This is a genomic window from Pseudarthrobacter sp. B4EP4b, from assembly GCF_006680095.1.
Taxonomy (GTDB): Bacteria; Actinomycetota; Actinomycetes; order Actinomycetales; family Micrococcaceae; genus Arthrobacter.
Map to the genome: position 1 here is coordinate 57109 of NZ_VHIJ01000008.1, position 21045 is coordinate 78153.

Annotated in this window: 21 protein-coding genes; 4 read left to right on the forward strand and 17 right to left on the reverse strand. The window is 59.5% G+C overall.

From position 1 onward, the window contains the following. Positions 1-69: 69 nt before the first annotated feature. The 12 genes from FNL14_RS03080 to FNL14_RS03135 all read right to left on the reverse strand — a co-directional run bounded on the left by FNL14_RS03080 (position 70) and on the right by FNL14_RS03135 (position 8887). Positions 70-276, reverse strand: a complete 207-nt coding sequence (locus FNL14_RS03080) for a Flp family type IVb pilin (RefSeq protein ID WP_142057529.1) — start codon at positions 274-276, stop codon at positions 70-72. 266 nt (positions 277-542) lie between these two features. Further along, positions 543-755, reverse strand: a complete 213-nt coding sequence (locus FNL14_RS03085; RefSeq protein ID WP_142057531.1) for a Flp family type IVb pilin — start codon at positions 753-755, stop codon at positions 543-545. Positions 756-763: 8 nt separating this feature from the next. Beyond that, positions 764-1636, reverse strand: coding sequence for a type II secretion system F family protein (locus tag FNL14_RS03090; RefSeq protein WP_142057533.1), 873 nt, complete (start codon positions 1634-1636; stop codon positions 764-766). A gap of 10 nt (positions 1637-1646) precedes the next feature. Next, positions 1647-2600, reverse strand: a complete 954-nt coding sequence (locus tag FNL14_RS03095) for a type II secretion system F family protein (protein ID WP_142057535.1) — start codon at positions 2598-2600, stop codon at positions 1647-1649. Then, complete coding sequence (locus FNL14_RS03100) at positions 2600-3916, reverse strand: CpaF family protein (RefSeq protein ID WP_370455792.1); 1317 nt, start codon at positions 3914-3916, stop codon at positions 2600-2602. The genes FNL14_RS03095 and FNL14_RS03100 overlap by 1 nt, the downstream gene beginning before the upstream one ends. Before the next feature lie 143 nt (positions 3917-4059). Next, positions 4060-5259 (reverse strand): AAA family ATPase, encoded by a 1200-nt coding sequence (locus tag FNL14_RS03105; RefSeq protein WP_142057537.1) that lies wholly within the window; start codon positions 5257-5259, stop codon positions 4060-4062. Further along, entirely contained in the window at positions 5256-6020 is a 765-nt protein-coding gene (locus FNL14_RS03110) for a Flp pilus assembly protein CpaB (protein WP_142057539.1), read from the reverse strand. Before FNL14_RS03110 ends, FNL14_RS03105 begins: the two co-directional genes overlap by 4 nt. 20 nt (positions 6021-6040) lie before the next feature. Continuing rightward, positions 6041-7042: a TadE/TadG family type IV pilus assembly protein gene (locus FNL14_RS03115; RefSeq protein ID WP_142057541.1), complete on the reverse strand. Its 1002-nt coding sequence runs from the start codon at positions 7040-7042 to the stop codon at positions 6041-6043. After that, entirely contained in the window at positions 7030-7428 is a 399-nt protein-coding gene (locus FNL14_RS03120) for a TadE/TadG family type IV pilus assembly protein (RefSeq protein ID WP_142057543.1), read from the reverse strand. The genes FNL14_RS03115 and FNL14_RS03120 overlap by 13 nt, the downstream gene beginning before the upstream one ends. A gap of 83 nt (positions 7429-7511) precedes the next feature. After that, on the reverse strand, positions 7512-7712 hold the full coding sequence (locus FNL14_RS03125; RefSeq protein ID WP_142057545.1) for a Flp family type IVb pilin: 201 nt from the start codon (positions 7710-7712) through the stop codon (positions 7512-7514). A gap of 32 nt (positions 7713-7744) precedes the next feature. Further along, positions 7745-7945 (reverse strand): Flp family type IVb pilin, encoded by a 201-nt coding sequence (locus tag FNL14_RS03130; RefSeq protein WP_045729605.1) that lies wholly within the window; start codon positions 7943-7945, stop codon positions 7745-7747. A 279-nt stretch (positions 7946-8224) separates the two neighbouring features. Continuing rightward, complete coding sequence (locus FNL14_RS03135) at positions 8225-8887, reverse strand: prepilin peptidase (protein ID WP_142057547.1); 663 nt, start codon at positions 8885-8887, stop codon at positions 8225-8227. A 292-nt stretch (positions 8888-9179) separates the two neighbouring features. On the opposite strand from FNL14_RS03135, the gene rplM reads away from it, so the two are divergent. Next, the gene (rplM, locus tag FNL14_RS03140) at positions 9180-9623 is read left to right on the forward strand and encodes a 50S ribosomal protein L13 (RefSeq protein WP_015937805.1); all 444 of its coding nucleotides are present in this window, start codon (positions 9180-9182) and stop codon (positions 9621-9623) included. A gap of 38 nt (positions 9624-9661) precedes the next feature. Next, entirely contained in the window at positions 9662-10165 is a 504-nt protein-coding gene (gene rpsI / locus FNL14_RS03145) for a 30S ribosomal protein S9 (RefSeq protein WP_050054349.1), read from the forward strand. Between the two features lie 612 nt (positions 10166-10777). Here the strand turns inward: rpsI and FNL14_RS03150 are convergent. Then, entirely contained in the window at positions 10778-12721 is a 1944-nt protein-coding gene (locus FNL14_RS03150; RefSeq protein ID WP_142057549.1) for a glycosyltransferase family 39 protein, read from the reverse strand. 53 nt (positions 12722-12774) lie between these two features. After that, positions 12775-14019 carry a bifunctional glycosyltransferase family 2/GtrA family protein gene (locus FNL14_RS03155; protein WP_142057551.1) on the reverse strand — a complete coding sequence of 415 codons (1245 nt, stop codon included), beginning with the start codon at positions 14017-14019 and terminating at the stop codon, positions 12775-12777. A gap of 1249 nt (positions 14020-15268) precedes the next feature. On the opposite strand from FNL14_RS03155, the gene FNL14_RS03165 reads away from it, so the two are divergent. Both FNL14_RS03165 and glmM read left to right on the forward strand, forming a co-directional pair. After that, positions 15269-17158, forward strand: a complete 1890-nt coding sequence (locus tag FNL14_RS03165) for a DUF6541 family protein (RefSeq protein WP_370455793.1) — start codon at positions 15269-15271, stop codon at positions 17156-17158. Positions 17159-17235: 77 nt separating this feature from the next. Then, positions 17236-18600, forward strand: a complete 1365-nt coding sequence (glmM, locus tag FNL14_RS03170; protein WP_091415137.1) for a phosphoglucosamine mutase — start codon at positions 17236-17238, stop codon at positions 18598-18600. Between the two features lie 60 nt (positions 18601-18660). Here glmM and mscL read toward each other — a convergent pair whose 3' ends face one another. From mscL to coaA, 3 genes are all read right to left on the reverse strand, one after another. After that, the gene (gene mscL, locus FNL14_RS03175; RefSeq protein ID WP_091415140.1) at positions 18661-19050 is read right to left on the reverse strand and encodes a large conductance mechanosensitive channel protein MscL; all 390 of its coding nucleotides are present in this window, start codon (positions 19048-19050) and stop codon (positions 18661-18663) included. A gap of 91 nt (positions 19051-19141) precedes the next feature. Beyond that, a complete protein-coding gene (locus FNL14_RS03180; RefSeq protein WP_142057555.1) occupies positions 19142-20017 on the reverse strand; it encodes a D-alanyl-D-alanine carboxypeptidase family protein in 876 nt (291 codons plus the stop codon). Between the two features lie 5 nt (positions 20018-20022). Then, a complete protein-coding gene (gene coaA / locus FNL14_RS03185; RefSeq protein WP_181762526.1) occupies positions 20023-21030 on the reverse strand; it encodes a type I pantothenate kinase in 1008 nt (335 codons plus the stop codon). Positions 21031-21045 lie beyond the last annotated feature (15 nt).

Genomic DNA, 21045 nt, shown 5'->3' on the forward strand with positions numbered 1-21045 from the left:
CTCGTTTTGCGCCTCTTGGAGGAGGCGGTGCGGTTCCGATATGGGGTCCGGAACCGGACGGGTCCGGTGCTAGCCTGCTGCAGGCTTCAGCGTGTTGTTGATGGTGTCGAAGAAGCCATCGAGAGTGCCGCCCAAGGTGCTGACTGCGACAATGATGACGACGGCGATAAGGCCCACCATGATGCCGTATTCCACGGCAGTGGCGCCCTTCTCGTCGCTCAAGCGGTTCTTGAGGTTGAAGCCGAGGGTCTGAAGCGTGGCAATGAGAGAAAGCATTTTGTACTCCTGAGCGAGACGGATTGGCTGGCCCTGCACCAGCTCTGATACGAAGTTAGCAATCAGAAAACGGGTTCTGCCGGTATCTTGGAGCATCCTGCGCAAAGGCTTTTCGGGGTGTTCTTTTCCTGCGTTTTCGCTTGGCTTTTGCTGCGCTAACACTGCGATTCGAACTACCGCGGGCACACAAACGGACCCCCTCGGTTCTGGGTGCCGAGGGGGTCCGGTCTTTGGGGCGCCGAGTAGGCGCGAGAGGCATGGGACGGCTAGGGGATGCCTAGTGCCGTGGTGATGCCGGTGGAGAGAAAACCGAAAAAGGAGTTTAGCGCGACACCGAAGACACCCACGCCGGCAACAATGACAATGGCAATGAAGCCGGCCAGAATGCTGTATTCAGTGGCGGTGGCACCGCGTTCCTGGTTGTGGAAGGCGGTAAGTACTGCAGAAGCGCCTGCCAGAAGCCGCGTCAGATATTTCACGAATCCTCCTAGGAGAATGCTGCAACGATGTTCATGACTGCCGGCCCCAGCAAGATGATGAAGAGGGTCGGGAAGATGAAGAAGATGAGCGGAAAAAGGATCTTTACCGGAATCTTCATGGCATGTTCCTCCGCTCGCTGACGGCGCTTAAGTCGCATCTCGTGGGCTTGAACCTTCAGAACTTTAGCGATCGCAATGCCGTACGCGTCTGCCTGAACAATCGCCCGGATGAAAGATCGCAGGTCCGGGACATCAACACGGTCAGACATCGACAGGTAGGCCTCCTTCCGGGAACGTCCAACTTGCATATCCTGCAAAGTCCGGGTCATTTCGTCCGCAAGCGGCCCGCTTCCATTCTGCGCCGTGCGGGCCATCGCGGCCTCGAACCCCAAACCGGCCTGTACGGAAATCAGCATTTGATCCAGGGTGTTGGGCAGTTCCTGCCTGATCTTGGCCCTTCTTTTCTCGGCATTGGTTCGAACCAGGAGATCCGGCGCGAAGTAGCCGAACGCAATTGCGGCGAGGAGAATGGCAAAGCGAGCTGGTTCCGGGGATGCGAGGAAGAAGAACAATCCGAAGGCCGCTGCTCCCAGCGCCAACATCGGTTTGACCACCAGGAGGCGCTCCAGCGGCCACTCTTTCGGCCGCCCCACCGCCGCAAGCTGCTTGTCCAGCCAAGCGACGTAACCCACTGGAGTGATTTTGCGGGCGATGGCGCTCGCATCTATAGACACGCCCTGCTGGGACGCGTTCCTGGCCCTTTGTCCCAAGTTTGCCTGGATGTTGCGAATGGCAACCCTGTCGACAGCGAACACGGACCAAACCAAATAGGAGATGGGAATAACGATTGCCAGCATCGCGCCTAGTGCTATCGGTGACATGTCATTGCTCCTAGTACTTAGGTTTGATCAGACGGCTGAGCCAGAAACCCCCGGCGGTCAGCATGACAGCGGCGGCCCCCAACATCAGATAACCGGGCACAGTGCTCGTAAAAGTCTTCGAGTACGAGGGATTGATAAAGATCAACGCGAAGAAGAGCACTACTGGAAGGCCCATGAGGACCGCGGCAGACATTTTGCCTTCAGCGCTCAAAGCTTTTACTTGCCGTCTAATTTGGTTGCGGTCTCGAATCGTCTCGCCAACGTGATCCAATACCTCCGCCAGGTCTCCGCCGACTTCACGGTGGATCTCGATCGCTTGTGAAATCCAGGAGAAGTCCTCACTGCCAGTGCGCGCAGACACGTCCAGCATGGATTCGCCAAGGTCCCGGCCGATCCTGGTCTCGTTGACGATTCGGCTCAGCTCCTCGGACATCGGTGCATCAGATTCGCGTGCTGAAGCGTCAATGGCCCTGAGGAGGCTGTGACCGGCACGCATGCTGCCGGTGAGCATCTGCAGCGTATCGGGCAACTGTTCGTCGAACTTGCTCTTTCGTCTGGATGTCAAGACGGTGAGATAGGCGAGCATGCCCCCGGGAACGACCGCAAACGCCAGGACTGCGAAGAAAAGGCCGCCCAACATGAATGCCAGCACGGCGCCGACCAGCGAGCCAGCCCCCATCATCAAGAGGAAGTCGGCCGGCTGGGCCTTCAGCCCGGCACGCTCAAGCCGTTCCCGACTGACAAGGAAGTCATTCTTCCCTTTCAACTTTTTGTTGATCGCGCCGACAGCAGTATCGGTGAGAAGGGTTAGCTTGGAGGCCGCCGCCGCGACGTCCGGGCGGCGCCTCTCCATCGGGATTACGTGCTTGGATTTGAGGACCACTGTGAATAGGAGGATGACCGCTGCGAAAAGCAACAGCACTCCCAACAGCATGGGTGCAACTGAGTCCTCTGGTACGGTCATCACCTGCTCCTGACTGCCTGGCCACCGAACACGGCCGGAGAAATCTTGATGCCGAGTTCCTCGAACCTGTCGGTGAATCGAGGCCGGACTCCTGTGGGTATTGGCTTTCCCATGAAGCGACCGTTGGCGTCGATGCCGGCTGAGTAGTCGAAGACAAAGGCATCTTGCAGTGTGACGATGTCCCCTTCCATCCCCTGTACCTCGGTCACGTGTGTTACCCGTCGGGATCCGTCGCGAAGCCGAGAAATATGCACGATCAGATTCACGGCGGAAGCAATCTGCTCCCGGATAGCCCGCAGAGGAAGATCCATACCGGCCATCAGCACGAGAGTTTCCAAACGGGCTACAGCATCTCGCGGTGAATTGGCGTGAACAGTTGAGATCGAGCCGTCGTGACCGGTGTTCATCGCTTGAAGCATGTCCAGCGACTCACCTCCACGGACTTCGCCGACGACGATCCGGTCAGGCCTCATACGCAACGAGTTGCGGACCAGGTCGCGAATTGAAACTTCGCCTTTCCCTTCAATGTTGGCCGGCCGGCTTTCAAGCCTGACCACGTGATCCTGTTGAAGCTGCAGCTCGACTGCGTCCTCGATGGTCACGATCCGGTCCGAAGCCGGTATGAACGAAGACAAAACATTAAGCATGGTTGTTTTGCCTGTGCCGGTACCGCCGGAGACGATGATGTTCATCCTGGCCAGGACACAGGCTCTGAGGAGCTCCGCCATCTCGGGGGACAAGCTTCCGAAACCAATGAGCTTCTCCACTGTGAGTGCTTCGCGCGAGAATTTTCGGATCGTCAAGGAAGCACCGTTCACAGCCAACGGCGGAATGATGGCGTTCACACGGGAACCGTCGGGGAGCCGGGCGTCTACCAGCGGCGATGATTCGTCGATCCGGCGGCCAATGCGCGTGACGATGCGCTCGATGACCCGCCGCAGGGCGTCTTCGCTGGTGAACTTGGTATCTGTAAGGAACAGCTGGCCGTGGCGCTCCACGTAAATCTGGTCCGCCCGGTTCACCATAATTTCCGTGACGCTTGGGTCGTCCAGATAGCGCTGCATCGGGCCGTGGCCGAGCACGTCGTCAATGATCTCGCGGGTCAGCCGCTGGCGTTCACCCTGCGACAGGGGGACCTGTTCTTCGTCCACCACTGCCCTGAGTTCATCCTTGACGAACTGATGAAGCTCAGCTTCCTCCAATGACGAGTCAGTGATCCGGGAGCCGAGCCGCTCATACAATGCCTGGCTCGCCCGCTCCTTAAGCCCTGCCAGTGCTTCACTCGCGCTTCCTTCTGTGAGCTGCACGTGTGTCAAAACCTGAGACTGTTCGGCCGCTTGCGCCTGCTGTAAAGCGCTCAGGGTAGCTGTCGGGGCCTGCGGGGCCGAGGAAATTGGCTCGCTCACTTCGGGCGAGTTGCTTCCATCGGACCGCAGCCTGGCAAATCGATTTGAGAGTGTCACTGCACTACCGCCCTTCGGTGGAGCTTCTTGCGGGGAGCTTCCCAGTTTGGTTTGAAGCGCTCGACCAGGTGCCGGAGTCCTTTGGCTGCAGCGTCACGGCTGCCGTCCTGCAGGAGAGGAACGCCCTTGTTTGTTGAAAACGTAACTGTCCGCGAACGGGGGAGCACGATGTCGACGGGAGCGCCAATTGTGGCCTCTACGTCCTGAACGGTGAGGCCGGTCTTGCGGTCAGCCATATTGAGGACAACATGCCTGTTATCGGGGAGGAGGTCGAGCTCCGAGAGGATCTGGAATCCCGTCCTGAGTCCACGGATGCTCGGTATGTCCATGCCGCAAACCCACACTGCGTCCGTAGCCTGCTCGAGGGTCGCCAGGACGTGCTCGCCAAGACCGGGGGCCGTGTCCACCACCACATACTGGAATTCAGCCCGCAGCTGACGCAGGAGGTGGCTTACGTGCTCTCCGGTGATCCTGTCCATTTCGATGGGGTTGCGAGGGGCACACAATACGTAGATGTTTCCAGGGTGAAGAGACAGATACGTCTTGAGGACCATGGCGTCCTGGCTCGCTGCTCCGACTACGGCATCGGTGATAGTGAAATCAGGGTCGAGCATCAGACCGCTTGCTATATCGCCGAACTGAAGGTCGAGGTCCACCACCACTACGCTCATCGGAGCTATCTGACCCAAACCGATGGCGAGGTTGCTGGCGATTGTGGTCTTGCCAACGCCACCCTTGGGTGACATGACCGCCACCACCCGGCCGCCTTCGGTAGTTGGACGCTCTGCAGTATTGGGGCTGAGCCCACGCCTGCGCCCCGCGGCTGCCAGGCTCGCCCGCTCTACCAAGGCGCGGACCTGATCCATATCTGCCGAGGGTGGGATGAGGTCCCGGATACCGGAGCGCATGGCATTCAAGGCCAGTTCGCCGTCGTCATCCGCGGCCAGCACGATGCTGATTTCCGGATACTGGAGGTCCATTACTGCGGCGAACTTGAGTGCCTCGTCCTGCGGTAGGCCAGGGCCCAGAATCAGTACCTCGGGCGGTTCACCAGCCTGTTGCCGTAGGATATCGTCGGGAGATTCGGGCAGGTATGCGGCCTGGAAGAACTGCAGCGATCCGCTAAGCGGAGCAACAGAGGCCCGGACCTTCCGCTCGTAGTCAACGGACGGGGAGATCAATATGAAGCGGCTCATTTGAATACCTTTGTCTGATTGACAACACCGTTGGTGCCCTCAGTGGCATCAGCCGGCTCCTTGGAGAGGTAGACCTTTCCGAACTCCGCTGCGTAAACCAGCTTCTCGGTGTCGACAGCGTCACGTGCCAAGGTGATCAGGTAGGCATCGCTGGAAGTTTGCGCGTCCTTGTTGGCGTTCAATGAACCAGTGGAGCTCGCTTGCGTGGCCTGCGCCTGTGTCTGGGCGGCGGCCCCCGAACTGAACTGAACCGCTGTCACCAAGACCTTGTGGAATGTCAGCTGGGTCCCGTTTTCGCCAGCGGCGCCAGCCATGGAAATGAAGATGCCCACCGTGTCACCGGCCTGGATCTTGCCACCTACCACTCGTTCAATTCCAAGGCGGAGGGTGATTTCCTGCAGTCCCGCAGGTACCGCAACCCGTGATGGCCCGAGGTACGCGTTTGCGTCGACCAAACGGCTGCTGAGCAGTTGCTCGCCGGGGACGAGTGCGACTGAGGTGACCATTGAACCTACGGCGCCCAGATCTTGGACGCCGTCAGCCGCGACGGCGGTGCGCGGCACCGGCTTTGTGGTGACGTACTGCGAGAGTTGACTGGCCGGCGTTCCCGCCGGCACTTCCTGTTTAACAACCAGGACGTCCTGAGTTTCCGTATTCGCCAGGGCGCGGCGGTCGGCGCCCTGAACGTAATTGAAAAGGAGTACGGTGCCTAGAACTGCTACAACCAGCGCGGCGATGCCTCCCAGTAGGCGTGCTTTCATTACTTTCCCCTTAGTTGGAACTACTTGATGAGTCGGATTTCCGAGGTGCCGAGGTCCTCGCCGCCCGGAATGTAGTTTCCGGAGCCAATGACCGTGTACTTGACGAATTGACCGATAACGCAGCGGTCGTTGCCGCCCGTGCAGGCCAGAGAACTTGTCATCCCGGGGTCGCTGCCGGTGTTCCGGAACTCGTAGACTCCGTTATTGCCGAATTTCCAGCCCCATATCTTGAAGGTGGCGTAACCAATGACATGGAAGGAGCCGCCCTGACCGGTACCTGAAGAAGTGTCGAAAACGGGAAACTCGACCTTGACTTCTCCCCCTGCCAGCAGAGTCGTCTTCCAGGTGCCAAGGATGGTGGCGCAGCCACTTGGAGGATTGTTACCGGGGTCGGAGCCCATGTCGTTGGTGCCCACTTGCGTATTGGCGACACAGGGCGAATCTTCATCAAGCCAGCCCCAACCACCTGGAATCTGTGTACCGGAGGGTCCCGTGCACGTTCCCCCGGGTTTGTAGGAAATTTTCTGGGCCTCTGCCGTCTGGCTCCCTGAGGCCAGGTTGTAGCAGTTGTCCGATAGAGCAAGAGGGAAACCAGAACCGCCACCAGGGGGACCCACAGCTGCCGTCGCCTGGGCTCCCACAGTTACGGGGCCGGCATTGATGGCATTTGCAAAAAGGTTGGTCAGGAAACTGGATGAACCGTTCTTGGTTGACGTTGTCACTGTCACCTGGCCGGGGACGGAAAGGTCTACGGAGGCGGTGCTCGCGGCATCATTGGAGTTCGAGTTTGCCAATCCGTCAGCTAAGGCAGGAAGGCATGTGCCGTCTTTGCAACTTTTGGCGACAGCCAAGGCACCCGCGTCGGCCCCGTTCTGCAGCTGCGAGCGTTCAGCATAAATCTGGCCAACGTCAACTGCCATGGCGCCTGCGCCTATGAGAACAAGCATCATGACGGCGACTGTTACGCCCGCCGCTCCGCGCTCGCCTTCCGCGACCCTTGCCTTCTTAACTAGCCGCCACATTGCATGGCCCCTTTGCCTGTAACTGTGAGTGTGGATCCGAAGAAGCCTGTCAACGATGAGCCGCTGTACTTGACAGTCACAACGGCGGTCGATGCCGGCGTTGCTGCTGGGCAAGTCGCCGCGGTGTAGTCGAAGGTAAGTAGCGAAGAGTTGATGGAAGGAGCCCCGGCTTTGCCGGCGGCAGTTGCCTTTGTCGCGTCCTTGGTGATGGCCATGGTGCGGGCAGCCTCGCGGGATGCCTGAGTCACCGACACCTGGACGTTGTAGGCGTTGGAGAACTCGACGATCGCGATGATCAAAGCGATCAGGATCGGAGCAACAAGGGCGAATTCGACGGCTACTGCGCCTCGCTCGTCATGCTTCCGGGTTTTATGGCTGCGTTTCAACGGGTCCCCCTGGACGGTTGCAGCGTGGACTTTAAGTGCGGTGTGCCGCGCTGATAAAGCGCGGCACACCGGTTTTCGTATACTTACCAGCCGCCAACGGTTGTGCCGAGGCTGCTGAAGAAGGTGTTCAGGTTTGTGCCGAAAAGGGTTACGCCGGCGACGATGACCAGGGCGATGAGACCCACGAGGAGTGAGTACTCAGTTGCGGTGGCTCCCTTTTCGCTGGAAAACCTTGCCCGGACAGCGATGATGAGGTCGTGAAGCGATGCGTTGAAGCGAGACATGATGCTGACCTTTCTTCAGTCGTCCTGGCTGTTCACCAGGCGCCGACCTTGCCTGCGAGGCCGTTGAAGAAGGTATTCAGGTTTCCGCCGAACAGCGTCACTCCGGCAACAATCACCAGGGCGATAAGCCCAACGAGGAGCGAGTACTCCGTAGCCGTGGCGCCCTTTTCAGACGAGAAACGATCCTTGACGCCGGCAACGAAAGCCATCATCGAGACCATAAGTGAAGTCATTGTAATTTCCTTTAATTCGGTGAAATGGATTTGATTTGATTTCAACGAATTTCCAGCTGCCCCCATAATTCTTTAGCGGCTGGACTTCGCTAAGAAGAGATTGTCATTAGGGGTGTAGAGGCAACAATGCGTAGTGGTACTCGACTTTTTCAATGCCCAGCAAAAGTACGTACTCGAAGGAGAGCGTGTGTACTCAGCAGGCGAGCTGAGTACGCGGTTGACTACTTGGAGCGAGCGTTTTGGCGGGCTGGGGATAGGCCAAGCTCGATCGTGTACGGGCTAAAGGAGGAAGAGTGTGACGGCCGCGGTGGCGCCGAGCATCGAGGGGCCGTGGGCCACCTCTGTCACTGTTTTTCGGCTCTTTCTGTTGAGGAGTGCAACAGTGACCAGGCCGTTGAGTATGAACCCGAGGAGGCCGCCAAAAAGCAGTTGCTGCCAGCCTAGGTACCCGAGGTAAAGGCCGATTGGCGCTGCGAGCTTCACGTCACCCATCCCGATGCTTTTGGGGGAAATTAGACCCAAAACGAGGTAGCTTCCGAACAAAACAACTACTCCAGCCAACGCTCGCAGCAGATTGTCAGCATGCTGATTAAGAATTGCCGGCACTAGAAGCAGGGGGAGACCGCCAGCTAAAAGCACTAAAATGAGTGGGTTTGGCAATAGGTGGAGTGAGACGTCGATGCGGGCGAGCTGCACGCCAACCACCGCAAAGAAAAGGAATGCTGGTAGGCCAAAGGTAATTCCGAAGCGCAGTGTAAAAGCTAAGCATGCGATTCCGGTGACCGCCGCGGTCGTAATCCTGACGGACAGGCGGGGGAGTCCGCCGAGTCTTGGAAGGCATTTGGCGATGAGGATCTCAGCTGCGGGGGAGAGGATCAACCCTAGAAGTGCTGCTCCAACGACGAGGAGCCACTCGGAACCGTCACTACCCGTTGCAACCACCGCGACCCCCTGCGTCTATGCCGGCGGGAGCTGAGACGCCGTCCGGCTACCCCATTTTGACCCTGAACCCCCTAACGCGCTAATCTTGGTAGTCGTTGTGCGTGTCCTATTCCGATGGTGCGTGCCCGCTTGAGAATCCGGTTGCAGGATGACTACTCAACGTGCACATTCGGAACTTCAGGATGACTGGTTACATAGAGCCCTCACCTCTGTTCCGGTAGCGCGCAGACAGTAGGTGCACGAGCTAGTGACACCTAAACAAGAACGCCAGAACAAGAACGAGGCAAACACCGTGCGTACGTACACCCCGAAGCCCGGCGATATCAACCGCCAGTGGCACGTCATTGACGCCACAGACGTTGTCCTTGGTCGTCTTGCAAGCCAGACCGCAATCCTGCTGCGCGGCAAGCACAAGGCCACCTTTGCGTCCCACATGGACATGGGCGACTTCGTCATCATCATCAACGCTGAGAAGGTAGCCCTGACCGGCGCCAAGCTGGAGCAGAAGCGCGCATACCGCCACTCCGGCTACCCGGGCGGCCTGACCTCCGTCAACTATGCGGAGCTGCTGGAATCCAACCCTGTCCGCGCTGTGGAGAAGGCCATCAAGGGCATGCTCCCCAAGAACTCCCTCGCTGCACAGCAGCTGGGCAAGCTCAAGGTCTACCGCGGTGCAGAGCACCCGCACGCCGCCCAGCAGCCCAAGACTTTCGAAATCACCCAGGTCGCCCAGTAGTCCTGGCCACCAAACAACTTATCTATACAAGGAGAATCGTGGCTCAGAACGAAGAGACCACCGAGGCCGTCGAGGCCGAGGAAACCCTGACCAGCTACACCTCTGAAAGCTCAGCTGCCGAAGCTGCGCCCAAGAAGGAGCGCCCGGCACTGACCGTTGCCGGTGCAGCAGTTGGCCGTCGCAAGGAAGCCGTTGCACGCGTTCGCGTTGTCCCCGGCTCCGGCAAGTGGACCATCAACGGCCGCGCGCTGGACAACTACTTCCCGAACAAGCTGCACCAGCAGGACGTCAACGAGCCCTTCAAGATCCTTGATCTCGAAGGCGCCTATGACGTCATCGCCCGCATCCACGGCGGCGGCATCTCCGGCCAGGCCGGCGCCCTGCGCCTCGGCATCGCCCGTTCGCTGAACGAGATCGACGTCGAGAACAACCGCGCCACCCTGAAGAAGGCCGGTTACCTGTCCCGTGACGCCCGAGTCATCGAGCGCAAGAAGGCCGGTCTTAAGAAGGCCCGCAAGGCTCAGCAGTACTCCAAGCGCTAAATCCGCTTATACAGAAGCCCGTCCCGCCAATGGCGGGGCGGGCTTCTGCCGTTTACGCCCGGCCTATACATTCGCTTGGAGGGGGAGTCCGGGAGGAGAAGTGGGATTGACTTCCAGCCAATGGCAGGTGCGTCATCGTGAGGTGGGAAGGATGGAAGTCGAAGGCCATAGGATCAGTGGGATTTATGGGTGGACTGCCGGGAAACAGTTGAACCGTTTGTCCGAGATGGATGGGCTGTCCCATTTTGGCCGAGACGCCTCGGAAGCGTAATGAAAGTCGACAAGTGGTTCAGCGACAGGATGAGCCAAATCCGATGTAAGGACTTAAAGAAGTCGTGCACCCGCGTGGCGAATCTGCGCAAGCTCGGGATCAGGCCGGATGTGGCCTACCAAGGGTGCATGAGCAGCTGAGCTTACGGGCGGATTGCGAAATCACCCATCCTTCACCGCGCGCTGCCCACCGAGCATTGGGCAGGGCACTGCCTCATCTTCGTCCCTGCTGCCTGGGATCGCTTTCAAATGACCTGCAACCGCCATAGGCGAGGCCCGCACGTACGGTGGTGTGAGGGGCGGGCCGGGAAATCCGGCCCACCAACTCGATTTTGCGCGGCCTTAGCTTTTTGTGAGCCGGTAGACTGTGGTGTTTCCCAGCTTTTCTGAAGCAAAGTTCTGCTGTACCCAGTGAGAGATAGCTGTGGACGCTCCTTCGGACGCTTGCACTTCAAGGAATGCCTCCTGCTGAACGAGGTAGCAGATCTCCCCGGCCGCGACTTTCTCTTTGAAATCTTCAAGAGTGGGGGAGGGGTCGCTCCCCGCAAATCCCCCCAGCGGCATGACTGCCCGCCCAGATTCCAGTTGGAGCCTCGCGGCCGTTTGGCTGGCGTAGCTCGCTGCGGCCCAAGTACAGTCTCTCGCGTCCGCTAACGCGTCTACCACGGCCGTGTCAGGTACACGGCCGAAAGCTATGTCATGGGCCCAAACGAGCTCGTTGTTGCGCAGTGACTCCATAAAGTGGCTGATGGTAGCCGGATTCTTCGTGAGAACGCCCGACAGAGGATTTGACCCATTGAAGCCGACAGTCACATTGTGTACTGAGGTAGCAAGCGGTCCGCACAAGAGCGAAGCGGCAAGAAACCATGCTGCGACACGCTCCATTTTTAACGTGGGCGGCTTGATGACGAGTGCTGCGATGGCCGCAATGCCTATGCCGAGTACGGCCGTGGGCAACCAGTTCGGCCACTCTGCGGTTCCCGTCAGAATAAGCCACGATGAGAGTAACGCAATCAATGCGACGGTGGCCCCACCAAGGCGGGTCAGTGGCGAATCTCTGTTAGAAACGAGCGTGTCGAGGGTGAGCCCGAGCACCAGTGCTAGTGGCGGTGCCAGCGTCGCCGTGTAGTAAGTATGGATCTGGTCGCCCATAAAGCTCAGCAACAGAAATGCTGTCATAAGCCAGATGCCTGAGAGCAATACCAGCGGGCGTATCGGCAGATGTCTGGAGAGCTTGTTCCAGCGAACTGCCAGCAGACACACGGCGAGAAGAGCGCCAACCAGAAGCCAGGAAGCTTCCTGGTTGTAGTTCGCGTTCAGCAGCCTGAATAATCCCGCATCGCTTTCGACGGGCCGAAATTGGATTGGGACCTGCACGGCTTCGGGCATCACGTCATTGGTAACAATCCGATCGACGCCGTTGTAAGCGAATGTCAGCTCAATCACGCTGTTGGAAGGAGATCCGCCTACGTAGGGTCTATCACCGGCGGGAAGCAGATCCACAACCGTCATCCAGAGTCCGCCCGTGACTATCAAGGCGCTTATGGCGACAGCTGCGGTTGCTAGCCGACGTGCCCACGGCTGCGGGCTGAACAGGACAAACGCCAGACCTAGGGCAGGTACACTGAGCATTCCCTGCAGCTGCTTGGTCATAAAAGCCAAACCCAGGAGTGCGCCAGCCATGACGAAGAAACGTCCGCGTCCAGTTTCAATGCTGCGCAGGACGAACCACACGGCGGCCACCATTAGCAGCAACATCAGCGGGTCCGGGTTGTTGTAGCGGGACATCAAGGTGACGATTGGAGTAGTGAAGAAAACGGTTGCACCGAGCAGCGCGGCCACGCTCGAAGCGCAGCGCCTCAAGATCATGTAGATCAGCAGCGTTGTTCCGATGCCCATGAGAACCTGCGGAAGTAGCATAGCAGGGGGATTGAAACCGAATAATCGGACTGACAAGCCCATGACCCAAAGGCTCAGAGGCGGCTTGTCCACAGTGATTGAATTGCCCCAATCCGAGGACCCAAAGAAGAACGCTTTCGCATCCATCGTGCCAGCCTGAACAGCAGCGCTGTAGAAGTAGTTGGCCCAGCCGTTTATGCCTAGGTTCCACGAGTACAGCAACGCGTTCGCTGCGAGGATCGACAACAATACCGGCCGCTCCCAGGCTGGGTCCTCGCGTCGGCCTCGCCACAATTGACGGAGGCGACCGGCAGTGAAAACCTTGAAACGGGTTAAAGGAGCAGCGCTTCCTGGCTCGGTGCTTGCCTGCAGCGTCGTGAGTGTCATCCGCCAGTTCTTCCTACTTTCTCCTAGACCAGCTCTCGGCTGCCGGAGGACGTTCACAGGACGCGTCCGCTCGAAGCAACTGACGGAGTAAGGGGGATACCGGCGCGATCGGTCGTGTGCTGAGCCCTGAACACCCAAAGTCGCAAAAGGACGAATCTCAACAGTGTGGCAAAAACGTTAGCCGCAGTCAGTATCAGCAATTCCAGATTCGGCGCAGCGTCTGGATTTGCGGCATGCAATAGCAGGAGGGAGGAGGACGTTATTGTCCAAGCAAGTACAAATACCAATAAGCCTTGGAACTGCTGCGTGAAGAGTTTGTCCGGCCCACTAATGCCAAACGTGAACCGGCGGTTGGCCGCTGTGTTACCTACTGCAGTCACAAGCAGAGACAGGAAGTTTGCCTCCTGCGCGCCGAAGGGACCCTGGAGAACGAGATACAGCAAAGCGAAAGCAAGAGTCGAAACCCCTCCCACCAGGCCAAAGCGCAAAACTTGGCCAAAAAAGCTTGGCCGTCCCACTGGCACAATCGGCCGGCGTCCCAGTTCGGCGTAAATTGCCTGAACTGGTATCACGCCCTTAACCAGGGACCCCATAACACGGACCATGCCTCGAAGATCGTCGAGGGCGGTCTGCTTTATGTCCACCCGGCTATCAGGGTCATCTACCCAATCGACAGGGATTTCATGAATGCGAAGACCTGAGCGTTCAGCAATAATCAGCAGTTCTGTGTCAAAGAACCAGCCGTTGTCCTCAACATGAGGGAGCAGGCGTTTAGCAACGTCGGCCCGAATCGCCTTGAAGCCGCATTGGGCATCGGAAAAACGGACTTGCATCGTGCGGCGGAGCAGGAAGTTATACGACCTAGAAATGAATTCACGTTTCGGGCCTCGACTAACCCGGGAGCTCTGCCCCAGTCGAGTGCCAATGGAAATATCGGAGTGCCCGGACAGAAGCGGAGCTACCAGAGGCGGCAAGGCTGCAAGGTCAGTGGACAGATCCACGTCCAAATATGCAAGAACCTTGGCGTCGGATGCGCCCCACGCGTCTCTCAGCGCGTATCCCCGTCCTTTGACCTCAAGGCGGCGGTATTCAACGTTCGGCATGTGCTCGCTGAGTCGAGCGGCAATCACCGGAGTCCGGTCGGTGCTTGCATTATCGGCGATGGTTATTTTCCACGTCGATGGCATTTCGTGCGTCAGATATTCGGCGAGCCTACTGATGCTGTTTTCGAGTACCGCTTCTTCATTGAAAACCGGTACTACAATTTCGAGCGCCAAGCCCCCATAGCTAGGTGTCATGCATGGAATGGTAGGGGTGGCGAGAGTCAGAGGGCGATGCTTTCTCACAAAGTCGAGTACTCGTCAGCCAAAAACAGGTAGTCCCGATCTCAGCGGCACTGATGACCTAGCCAAATACCTATTAATCTGGGTGGTGTACCCCAATGACCGTTGCCGTTCGCACAGCCAGAGGGCACCGCGAGGTCGCAACCATTTTTCCGCTGGCTTCTCAACGAACTCATGAAGGAGACCAGAAAGTGCGATCCCGGCATCGATGGCCAGGATCGCGGCGCGAAGGTCTCGGCGGCCGGCCCAGTCAGGAAAGGCCGGATCCAGATCACTAACTCGTGAACGAGGTATAGCGCGAACGACCATTGACTAAGCCGGACCAAACTTTGAACCGAGCGCGGTGTGACTGCCGGATGGGTCATGGCTTGCCGCCGCAGCGATGAGTGTGAGGAAGCCTGGCATCATGATCAAGCTGTTGTAGACCACTTGGATGGACCCAGCCATACTGTTCAAGATCCGTGACGCGACGAACAAGCCTGAGGAAACAGCGTCCTCGAGACGGGGAAGGACGTTTCTGGCAACGTCAGCGCGAATTGCATTTTGAACCCGCACTCCGCGTGGGAGAAACGCACATGCATCGTGCGCTTTAGAGAAAGCTATACGATCGCGAAATGAGCTCGCGCTTTGGACCCCGGCTGACACCTGAACTTTGACCGCGTCTCGTGCCGATGGAGATATCGGAGTGACCGGATAACAGAGGAGCCACCAGCGGCAGCAGGCCCCCCAGATCCGTGGACAGGTCTACATCCACATACGCCAAAACCTCGGCTTTGGAAGAGCTCCACGCATCACGAAGGGCATGACCGCGCTCCTTAACGTCCAGACGTCGATACGTATCGTTGGGGACAAGCGCAGCCAGATGTGCGGCAATAACTGGTTTGTGTTACCTGTGCTGGCGTTGTCGGCGATGGTAATCTGCCACGTGTTGGCATTTCCAGTTTCGAATAATTCGCGAGCTCCGTGATGCTCTTGCCGAGTACCGATTCCTCATTTAAGGCGGCACAAAGATTTTAAGCGACAAGCCCCCCATAGCTTGGATTCATGCTATGTATGTTTAGATGCCAGTGGAGGGCATACTAGGGATGCGCGGAAACCGCTGGGATTCTTATGAATTTCTTAGGGAATTCTTGATGAATTGGGGAAATTCTTGATGAATTGGCTTGCTGCACTGCCGGGTCTAGCAGGGGCAATCGCAGTGCTCATGATTCCCGGACTGCTCTTGGGCTGGGCGCTAGGATTTCGGCACGTATGGGTGATTTCACTTGCACCCGTCCTGACGGCGTCAGTTGTTGCAGTGTCCACGCTGGCCTGTTGGTGGTTGCAGATCGACTGGAACATCGGCACCTTCAGTGTCGCCACCGTGCTGATTGCTGGAATAGTTCTCGTGGTGGTCCGTTTAGCGGGCAGACGATGGCCGGAAAACTTTGCATGGAAACCGGGGGGTCACTCAGCGGGGAGAGCGTACTGGATCGCTCTCTTGACGGGCGGGATCTTGCTGACATTGCGTTATGCCCAGATTGTTGAGCACCCAGGCAACATCAATCAGGGCATTGATACACCGTTCCACCTGAATTTGACGCAGCAAATTATAGATTCTGGCGATGGATCGCCCTTCTCTGTGCGGGAGCTTATGGCCGGCTCGGATGAATTTTATCCACAGGTCTGGCACGCGCTCGCAGCTTTGATCGCTGAAGCGACGCGATTGCCAGTGGTTGAATCCTCGAACGCCCTCAACCTAGCGATAGTGGCGGTCGCTTGGCCGCTGGGTGTCCTTCTTTTTGTCTATGTGGTTATCGGGCCCAAAATTATTGCCCTTCTATGTGCCGCTGTTGCAAGCGCGGGCTTCTTCGCCTTTCCTTTCACCGTTATGCAGAGCCAGAAGAGCGACTTCGGACCGCTCTTTCCCTACATGCTGGCGGTGACGTTTTTGCCATCGCTCATTACGGTCCTGGCGGCCGTATTGAAGTTCGGCAAGACCACACGCATACCATGGCCTTTGGCCGCAGTTACGCTGGCCCTCGGGCTGCCGGGACTTGTCTGCACGCATATGTCCGGCCTGGTGGCTCTTGTGGGACTTTCATCGATTTTTTCGGCCATGGCTGCATGGCGCTCGTTCCGGGAGCTCACGCAACGTCGGTCCGGACTCTTCAAATATCTGCAGTGGACAGCCCTGTGGATCAGTGTGTGCGCCTGTAATTTGCTAATTTGGGCAGTCGTACGCCCTTGGACCTACTCGTGGGATCCAATTGATTCGCTTCCTGCCGCAGTCGGGAGTGTGCTCCTGACCGCACCTACGCACGGCGACGTTGCTTGGGTCCTGGCTGCGCTCGTCGTAGCGGGAACGGGCCTGCTGATTCGGAGGTCAACCGAACGGTGGTTTCTGGCGTCCTACCTCGGTGCAGTTGCGCTGTACATAGTGGCGGCGGCGGTTCCTCATTCACTTCTCAGAGTGCTTGTTATTGGCGCCTGGTATGGTGATCCACCTCGCCTTGCTGCTCTCCTGCCAATGTTCTGGGCCGTATTTGCCGGTGCAGCTGGCGCATGGATCTTCGAGAGCGTCTCCCGGTACCGAATCAAATGGATCGTTCCGGTGGGCATTGCAGCCTTGGCAGCGTCCGTCATCATTTGGCCGACGAATTCCGAAACGACGCCTGGTCGAGAACGCACGTACGCTCTCAATGAGTCTTCACCTCTGTTGACTCCGGACGAGCTCGAATTGTTGAAGCGGCTCCCTGTCGATGTACCAGAGGACGCCGTCATGGCAAATAACCCATGGGACGGAAGTTCCACGGCGTATGCCATAACCGATCGACGCGTACTTTTTGTCCACGCGGCTACGGGTTCCAACGCAGACAAGCTGCTTGTGTCAAAGGAGCTGAATCAAGCCACCCGCGGGTCCGAGGTCTGTGCGGCAGCCAAGCGGGAAAACATTCAATTCCTCCTGGATTTCGGGGGTCGCTACATAGATCCGAAACGAAAGGAAGTAAATGACTTCCCAGGTTTGGACGGCGCCGAGAGCTCATCAGCATTCCAGAAAGTTGACCAGCAGGGCTCGGCGGTTCTCTATAAATTCATCGGTTGCGATAGCTAGAAACTCTCAGCCTCGGCACCGTGAGCTGGTGAGCCTCGGCGGCTTAGCTCCTCGGACCCATCCTCTAGACTTGACCGGTGTCTAGATTATTTGGAACTGATGGTGTCCGGGGGCTGGCGAACGGTCTGTTGACTGCCGAGCTTGCCATGCAGCTGGCCCAGGCGGCCGCCGTCGTACTCGGCCACGACCGAAACTCCAACGGCTCCCGGCCGCGCGCCGTGGTGGCCCGCGACCCGCGTGCCAGCGGTGAGTTCATCGCCGCCGCCGTGGAAGCGGGGCTCTCCAGCTCCGGTGTTGACGTCTACGACGCCGGGGTCCTTCCCACGCCCGCGGCGGCCTACCTTGTGGCCGACCTGGACGCCGACTTCGGTGTGATGATCTCCGCCTCGCACAACCCTGCCCCGGACAACGGCATCAAGTTCTTCGCCCGCGGCGGCCAGAAGCTCCCCGATGACGTGGAGGACGCCATCGAGGCGCAGATGACCAAGGAGGCTGTCCGCCCGGTCGGTGCCGACGTCGGACGCATCCAGCGCTTCTCGGACGCCGAGGACCGCTACATCGTCCACCTCCTGCAGACCCTGCCCCATAACCTCGAAGGACTCACGGTCGTCCTCGACTGTGCCCATGGCGCCGCGAGCGGCTGCTCGCCCCAGGTCTTCAAGGATGCGGGCGCGAATGTCATCGTCATCGGTGCGGACCCGGACGGCCACAACATCAACGACGGCGTCGGCTCCACCCACCTGGGTCCCCTCAAGGAAGCCGTGGTGAAGTACGGCGCGAACCTGGGCATCGCCCACGACGGCGACGCCGATCGCTGCCTCGCAGTGGACCACGAGGGCAACGAAGTGGACGGGGACCAGATCATGGCCATCCTCGCCGTGGCGCTGAAGAAGTCAGGCAAACTCAAGGACGACGTCCTGGTTGCCACCGTGATGAGCAACCTCGGCCTGAAGATCGCCCTCCGCGAAGCCGGCATCAGCATTCGTGAAACGGCAGTGGGGGACCGGTACGTTCTCGAGGAAATGCGCGACGGCGGCTTCAACCTCGGCGGCGAACAGTCCGGCCACGTCATCTTCGCTGACCACGCCACCACAGGCGACGGCGTCCTCACCGGGCTGCAGCTGGCCGCCCAAATCGCCCTGACGGGGACACCGCTCAAGGAACTCGCCACCGTGATGACCAAGCTTCCCCAGGTCCTCATCAACGTCAAGGGCGTGGACCGCACCAAGGTGGGCAGCAACGACGTCCTGGCCCAGGCAGTAGCATCGGCGGAAGCCGCACTGGGCGACACCGGCCGCGTCCTGCTCCGCCCGTCCGGAACCGAGCCCGTGGTGCGGGTGATGGTGGAAGCCGCCGACGAAGAGACGGCGCAATCCATCGCCGAGCACCTCGCCCAGGTGGTCCGGTCCGAGCTGGCCCTGGAGCAACTCGTCAGCGAGTAACCAGGACAAATAAGTGGCCCGCCTCCGTACGGAAGCGGGCCACAGGTTTAGGAGCAAACGTTAGGACGCGCGCTCCCGCAGAGCGTCCCGGATCTCCGTCAGGAGCGCGATCTGCGGATCCTCTGCGGATTCTTCCTTCACGTCCTGCTTGATCCCGAGCCGGCGGTTGCGGCGCTCGATCATGTGGTTCATGGGCAGAACCACCACGAAGTAGATGGCGGCGGCGATCAGCACGAACGAAATGACCGCGGAAATGACCCTCCCATAGAGGAAGCCCTCCCACTGCATTTCCTCAATGCCCTTCGCCTGGAACAGGAGCCCGATCAGCGGGGTGAGCAGGCCTTCGACGATTGATGTGACAACGGCGCCGAACGCGGCGCCCATCACGACAGCGACGGCAAGGTCAACAACGTTGCCCTTCATAATAAAGTTCTTGAATCCAGTCAGCATAGGAACCAAGCTAGCCCAGCAACCGTAACCGCCGGTGAAGGAGGGGTGACTTTTCCGCGCGTGTTGGGAACTAAATACACGTACTGGTCGATCACGGATATCCGGGCGCAGCGTCCACGCCGAAGTACTCCTCCAGCGTGTTGATGCCGCGGTTCACCATGTCCGTGGCCGCCTCCACCCCGACGTATCTAAGGTGCCACGGTTCGTAGTAGTACCCCGTGATCGGGTGGAACATCCATGGATACCGCACCAGAAACCCGAACCGGTGTCCGTTGGCCTTGGCCCACACTGCCGCGGGCTGGTCCGCGAAGCACGGCTGGAAGCTGCACGCGCCCCCGCCGTCACCGATGTCGAACGCCCAGCCGGTCTGGTGTTCGGAGTAGCCGGGGCGGGCGCTGGCCGTGTCGGCGTCGGCCTGGCCGCGCGAGGCGACATACCCGTTGTAGGTCGCCACCTGCGTCGTATAGGAGCGGTAGCCGCTCGCGAGGACCATCGCGACGCCGTCCTGCGCGGCCGCCGCGAACATCGCCTCGGCGGCCGCCGCCGTCGTGCTGTTCAGTAGTGCCGCCTCACCGGACGCGGTAGTCGCGACGGCGGGTTGCACCAGGTCAGCCGGCACATAGTCGGGCGGAACCAGCGGCCGGTGCTTGTTGACCACCAGCCACGGACTCGCGGGGTCGGTGAGCGAGTGCTGGCGCGGCAACGCAGAGGAGGGCGATGGCGTGGGGGACGGCTCCGAAGGCGGGGGAGCGGCTGTGGTGCCCTCCGCCGTCGTCATTGCCGCTGAGACGGAAGGCGACGGTGAAGCAGTGGGGGAGGCCGACGACGGCGCCGCTGCCTCAGGTGCCGCCGGCGCGCAGGCTGCCAGGACAGTTAGCCCTGCTCCCGCCGCGAGGAAGCGGGCGAAGCTGCGCCGGCTGGTCGGAGTCCCGGCAGGTCCGGCGCTCGGAGCGCAGTCGTAGCACACCTGTGCTAGACCTTCCGGAGCAGCATGCGGCGGATCGAGTGGTCCGCATCCTTGGTGAGCACCAGCTGGGCCCGGCCACGCGTGGGGAGGACGTTCTCCTCCAGGTTGGGCTCATTGATGCGCTTCCAGATGTCCCGCGCGGTGCTCTCGGCCTCGTCATCGGACAGGCTCGCATACCGGTGGAAGTAGGACTCCGGCTGGGCGAAGGCCGTGGTGCGCAGCTTGCGGAACCTGTCCACGTACCACTCTTCAATGTAGGAGGTCTTGGCGTCCACATAGATGGAGAAGTCGAAGAAATCGCTCAGCGCCAGCCCCTGCTTGCCGTCATGCCGCGGCCGGGCCGGGGCCAGGACGTTGAGCCCCTCCACGATCAGCACGTCCGGGCGGCGGACCACCACTTCCTTGCCCGGAACAATGTCGTACGTGACGTGCGAGTACCAGGGCGCCCGGACTTCCTCGGCGCCGCTCTTGATTTCGCTCACAAAACGCAGCAGCGCGCGGCGGTCGTAGGACTCCGGGAAGCCTTTGCGTTCCAGCAGCTGCCGGCGTTTCAGCTCTGCGAGCGGGTACAGGAAACCGTCCGTGGTGATCAATTCCACGTTCGGGGTGCCGGGCCAGCGCCGCAGCATTTCGCGCAGCACACGGGCAATGGTGGACTTTCCAACGGCCACCGAGCCCGCCACGCCGATCACAAACGGCGTGCGCTGGGTCTGCTCGCCCAGGAAGGTGGTGGTGGCGGCGTGCAGTTGGCCGGCGGCCTCAACATACAGGTGCAGGAGCCTGGAGAGCGGCAGGTAAACCTCCCGGACTTCCTTCAGGTCCAAGGGGTCGCCAAGGCCGCGGAGACGGAAGATATCCTCCTCGTTAAGAGGCTGTTCCATCTCGTCTGCAAGCCGGGACCAGGTCTGCCGGTCCAGCTCGACGAACGGGGAGACACCCTCTCCGTTCGCTTCGTTGCGTTGCACAGTCACTTTAGAGATTCTGCCCCCAGCCCGGCTGAGAGCGAAATGCATGTGGGCTGGAGCACA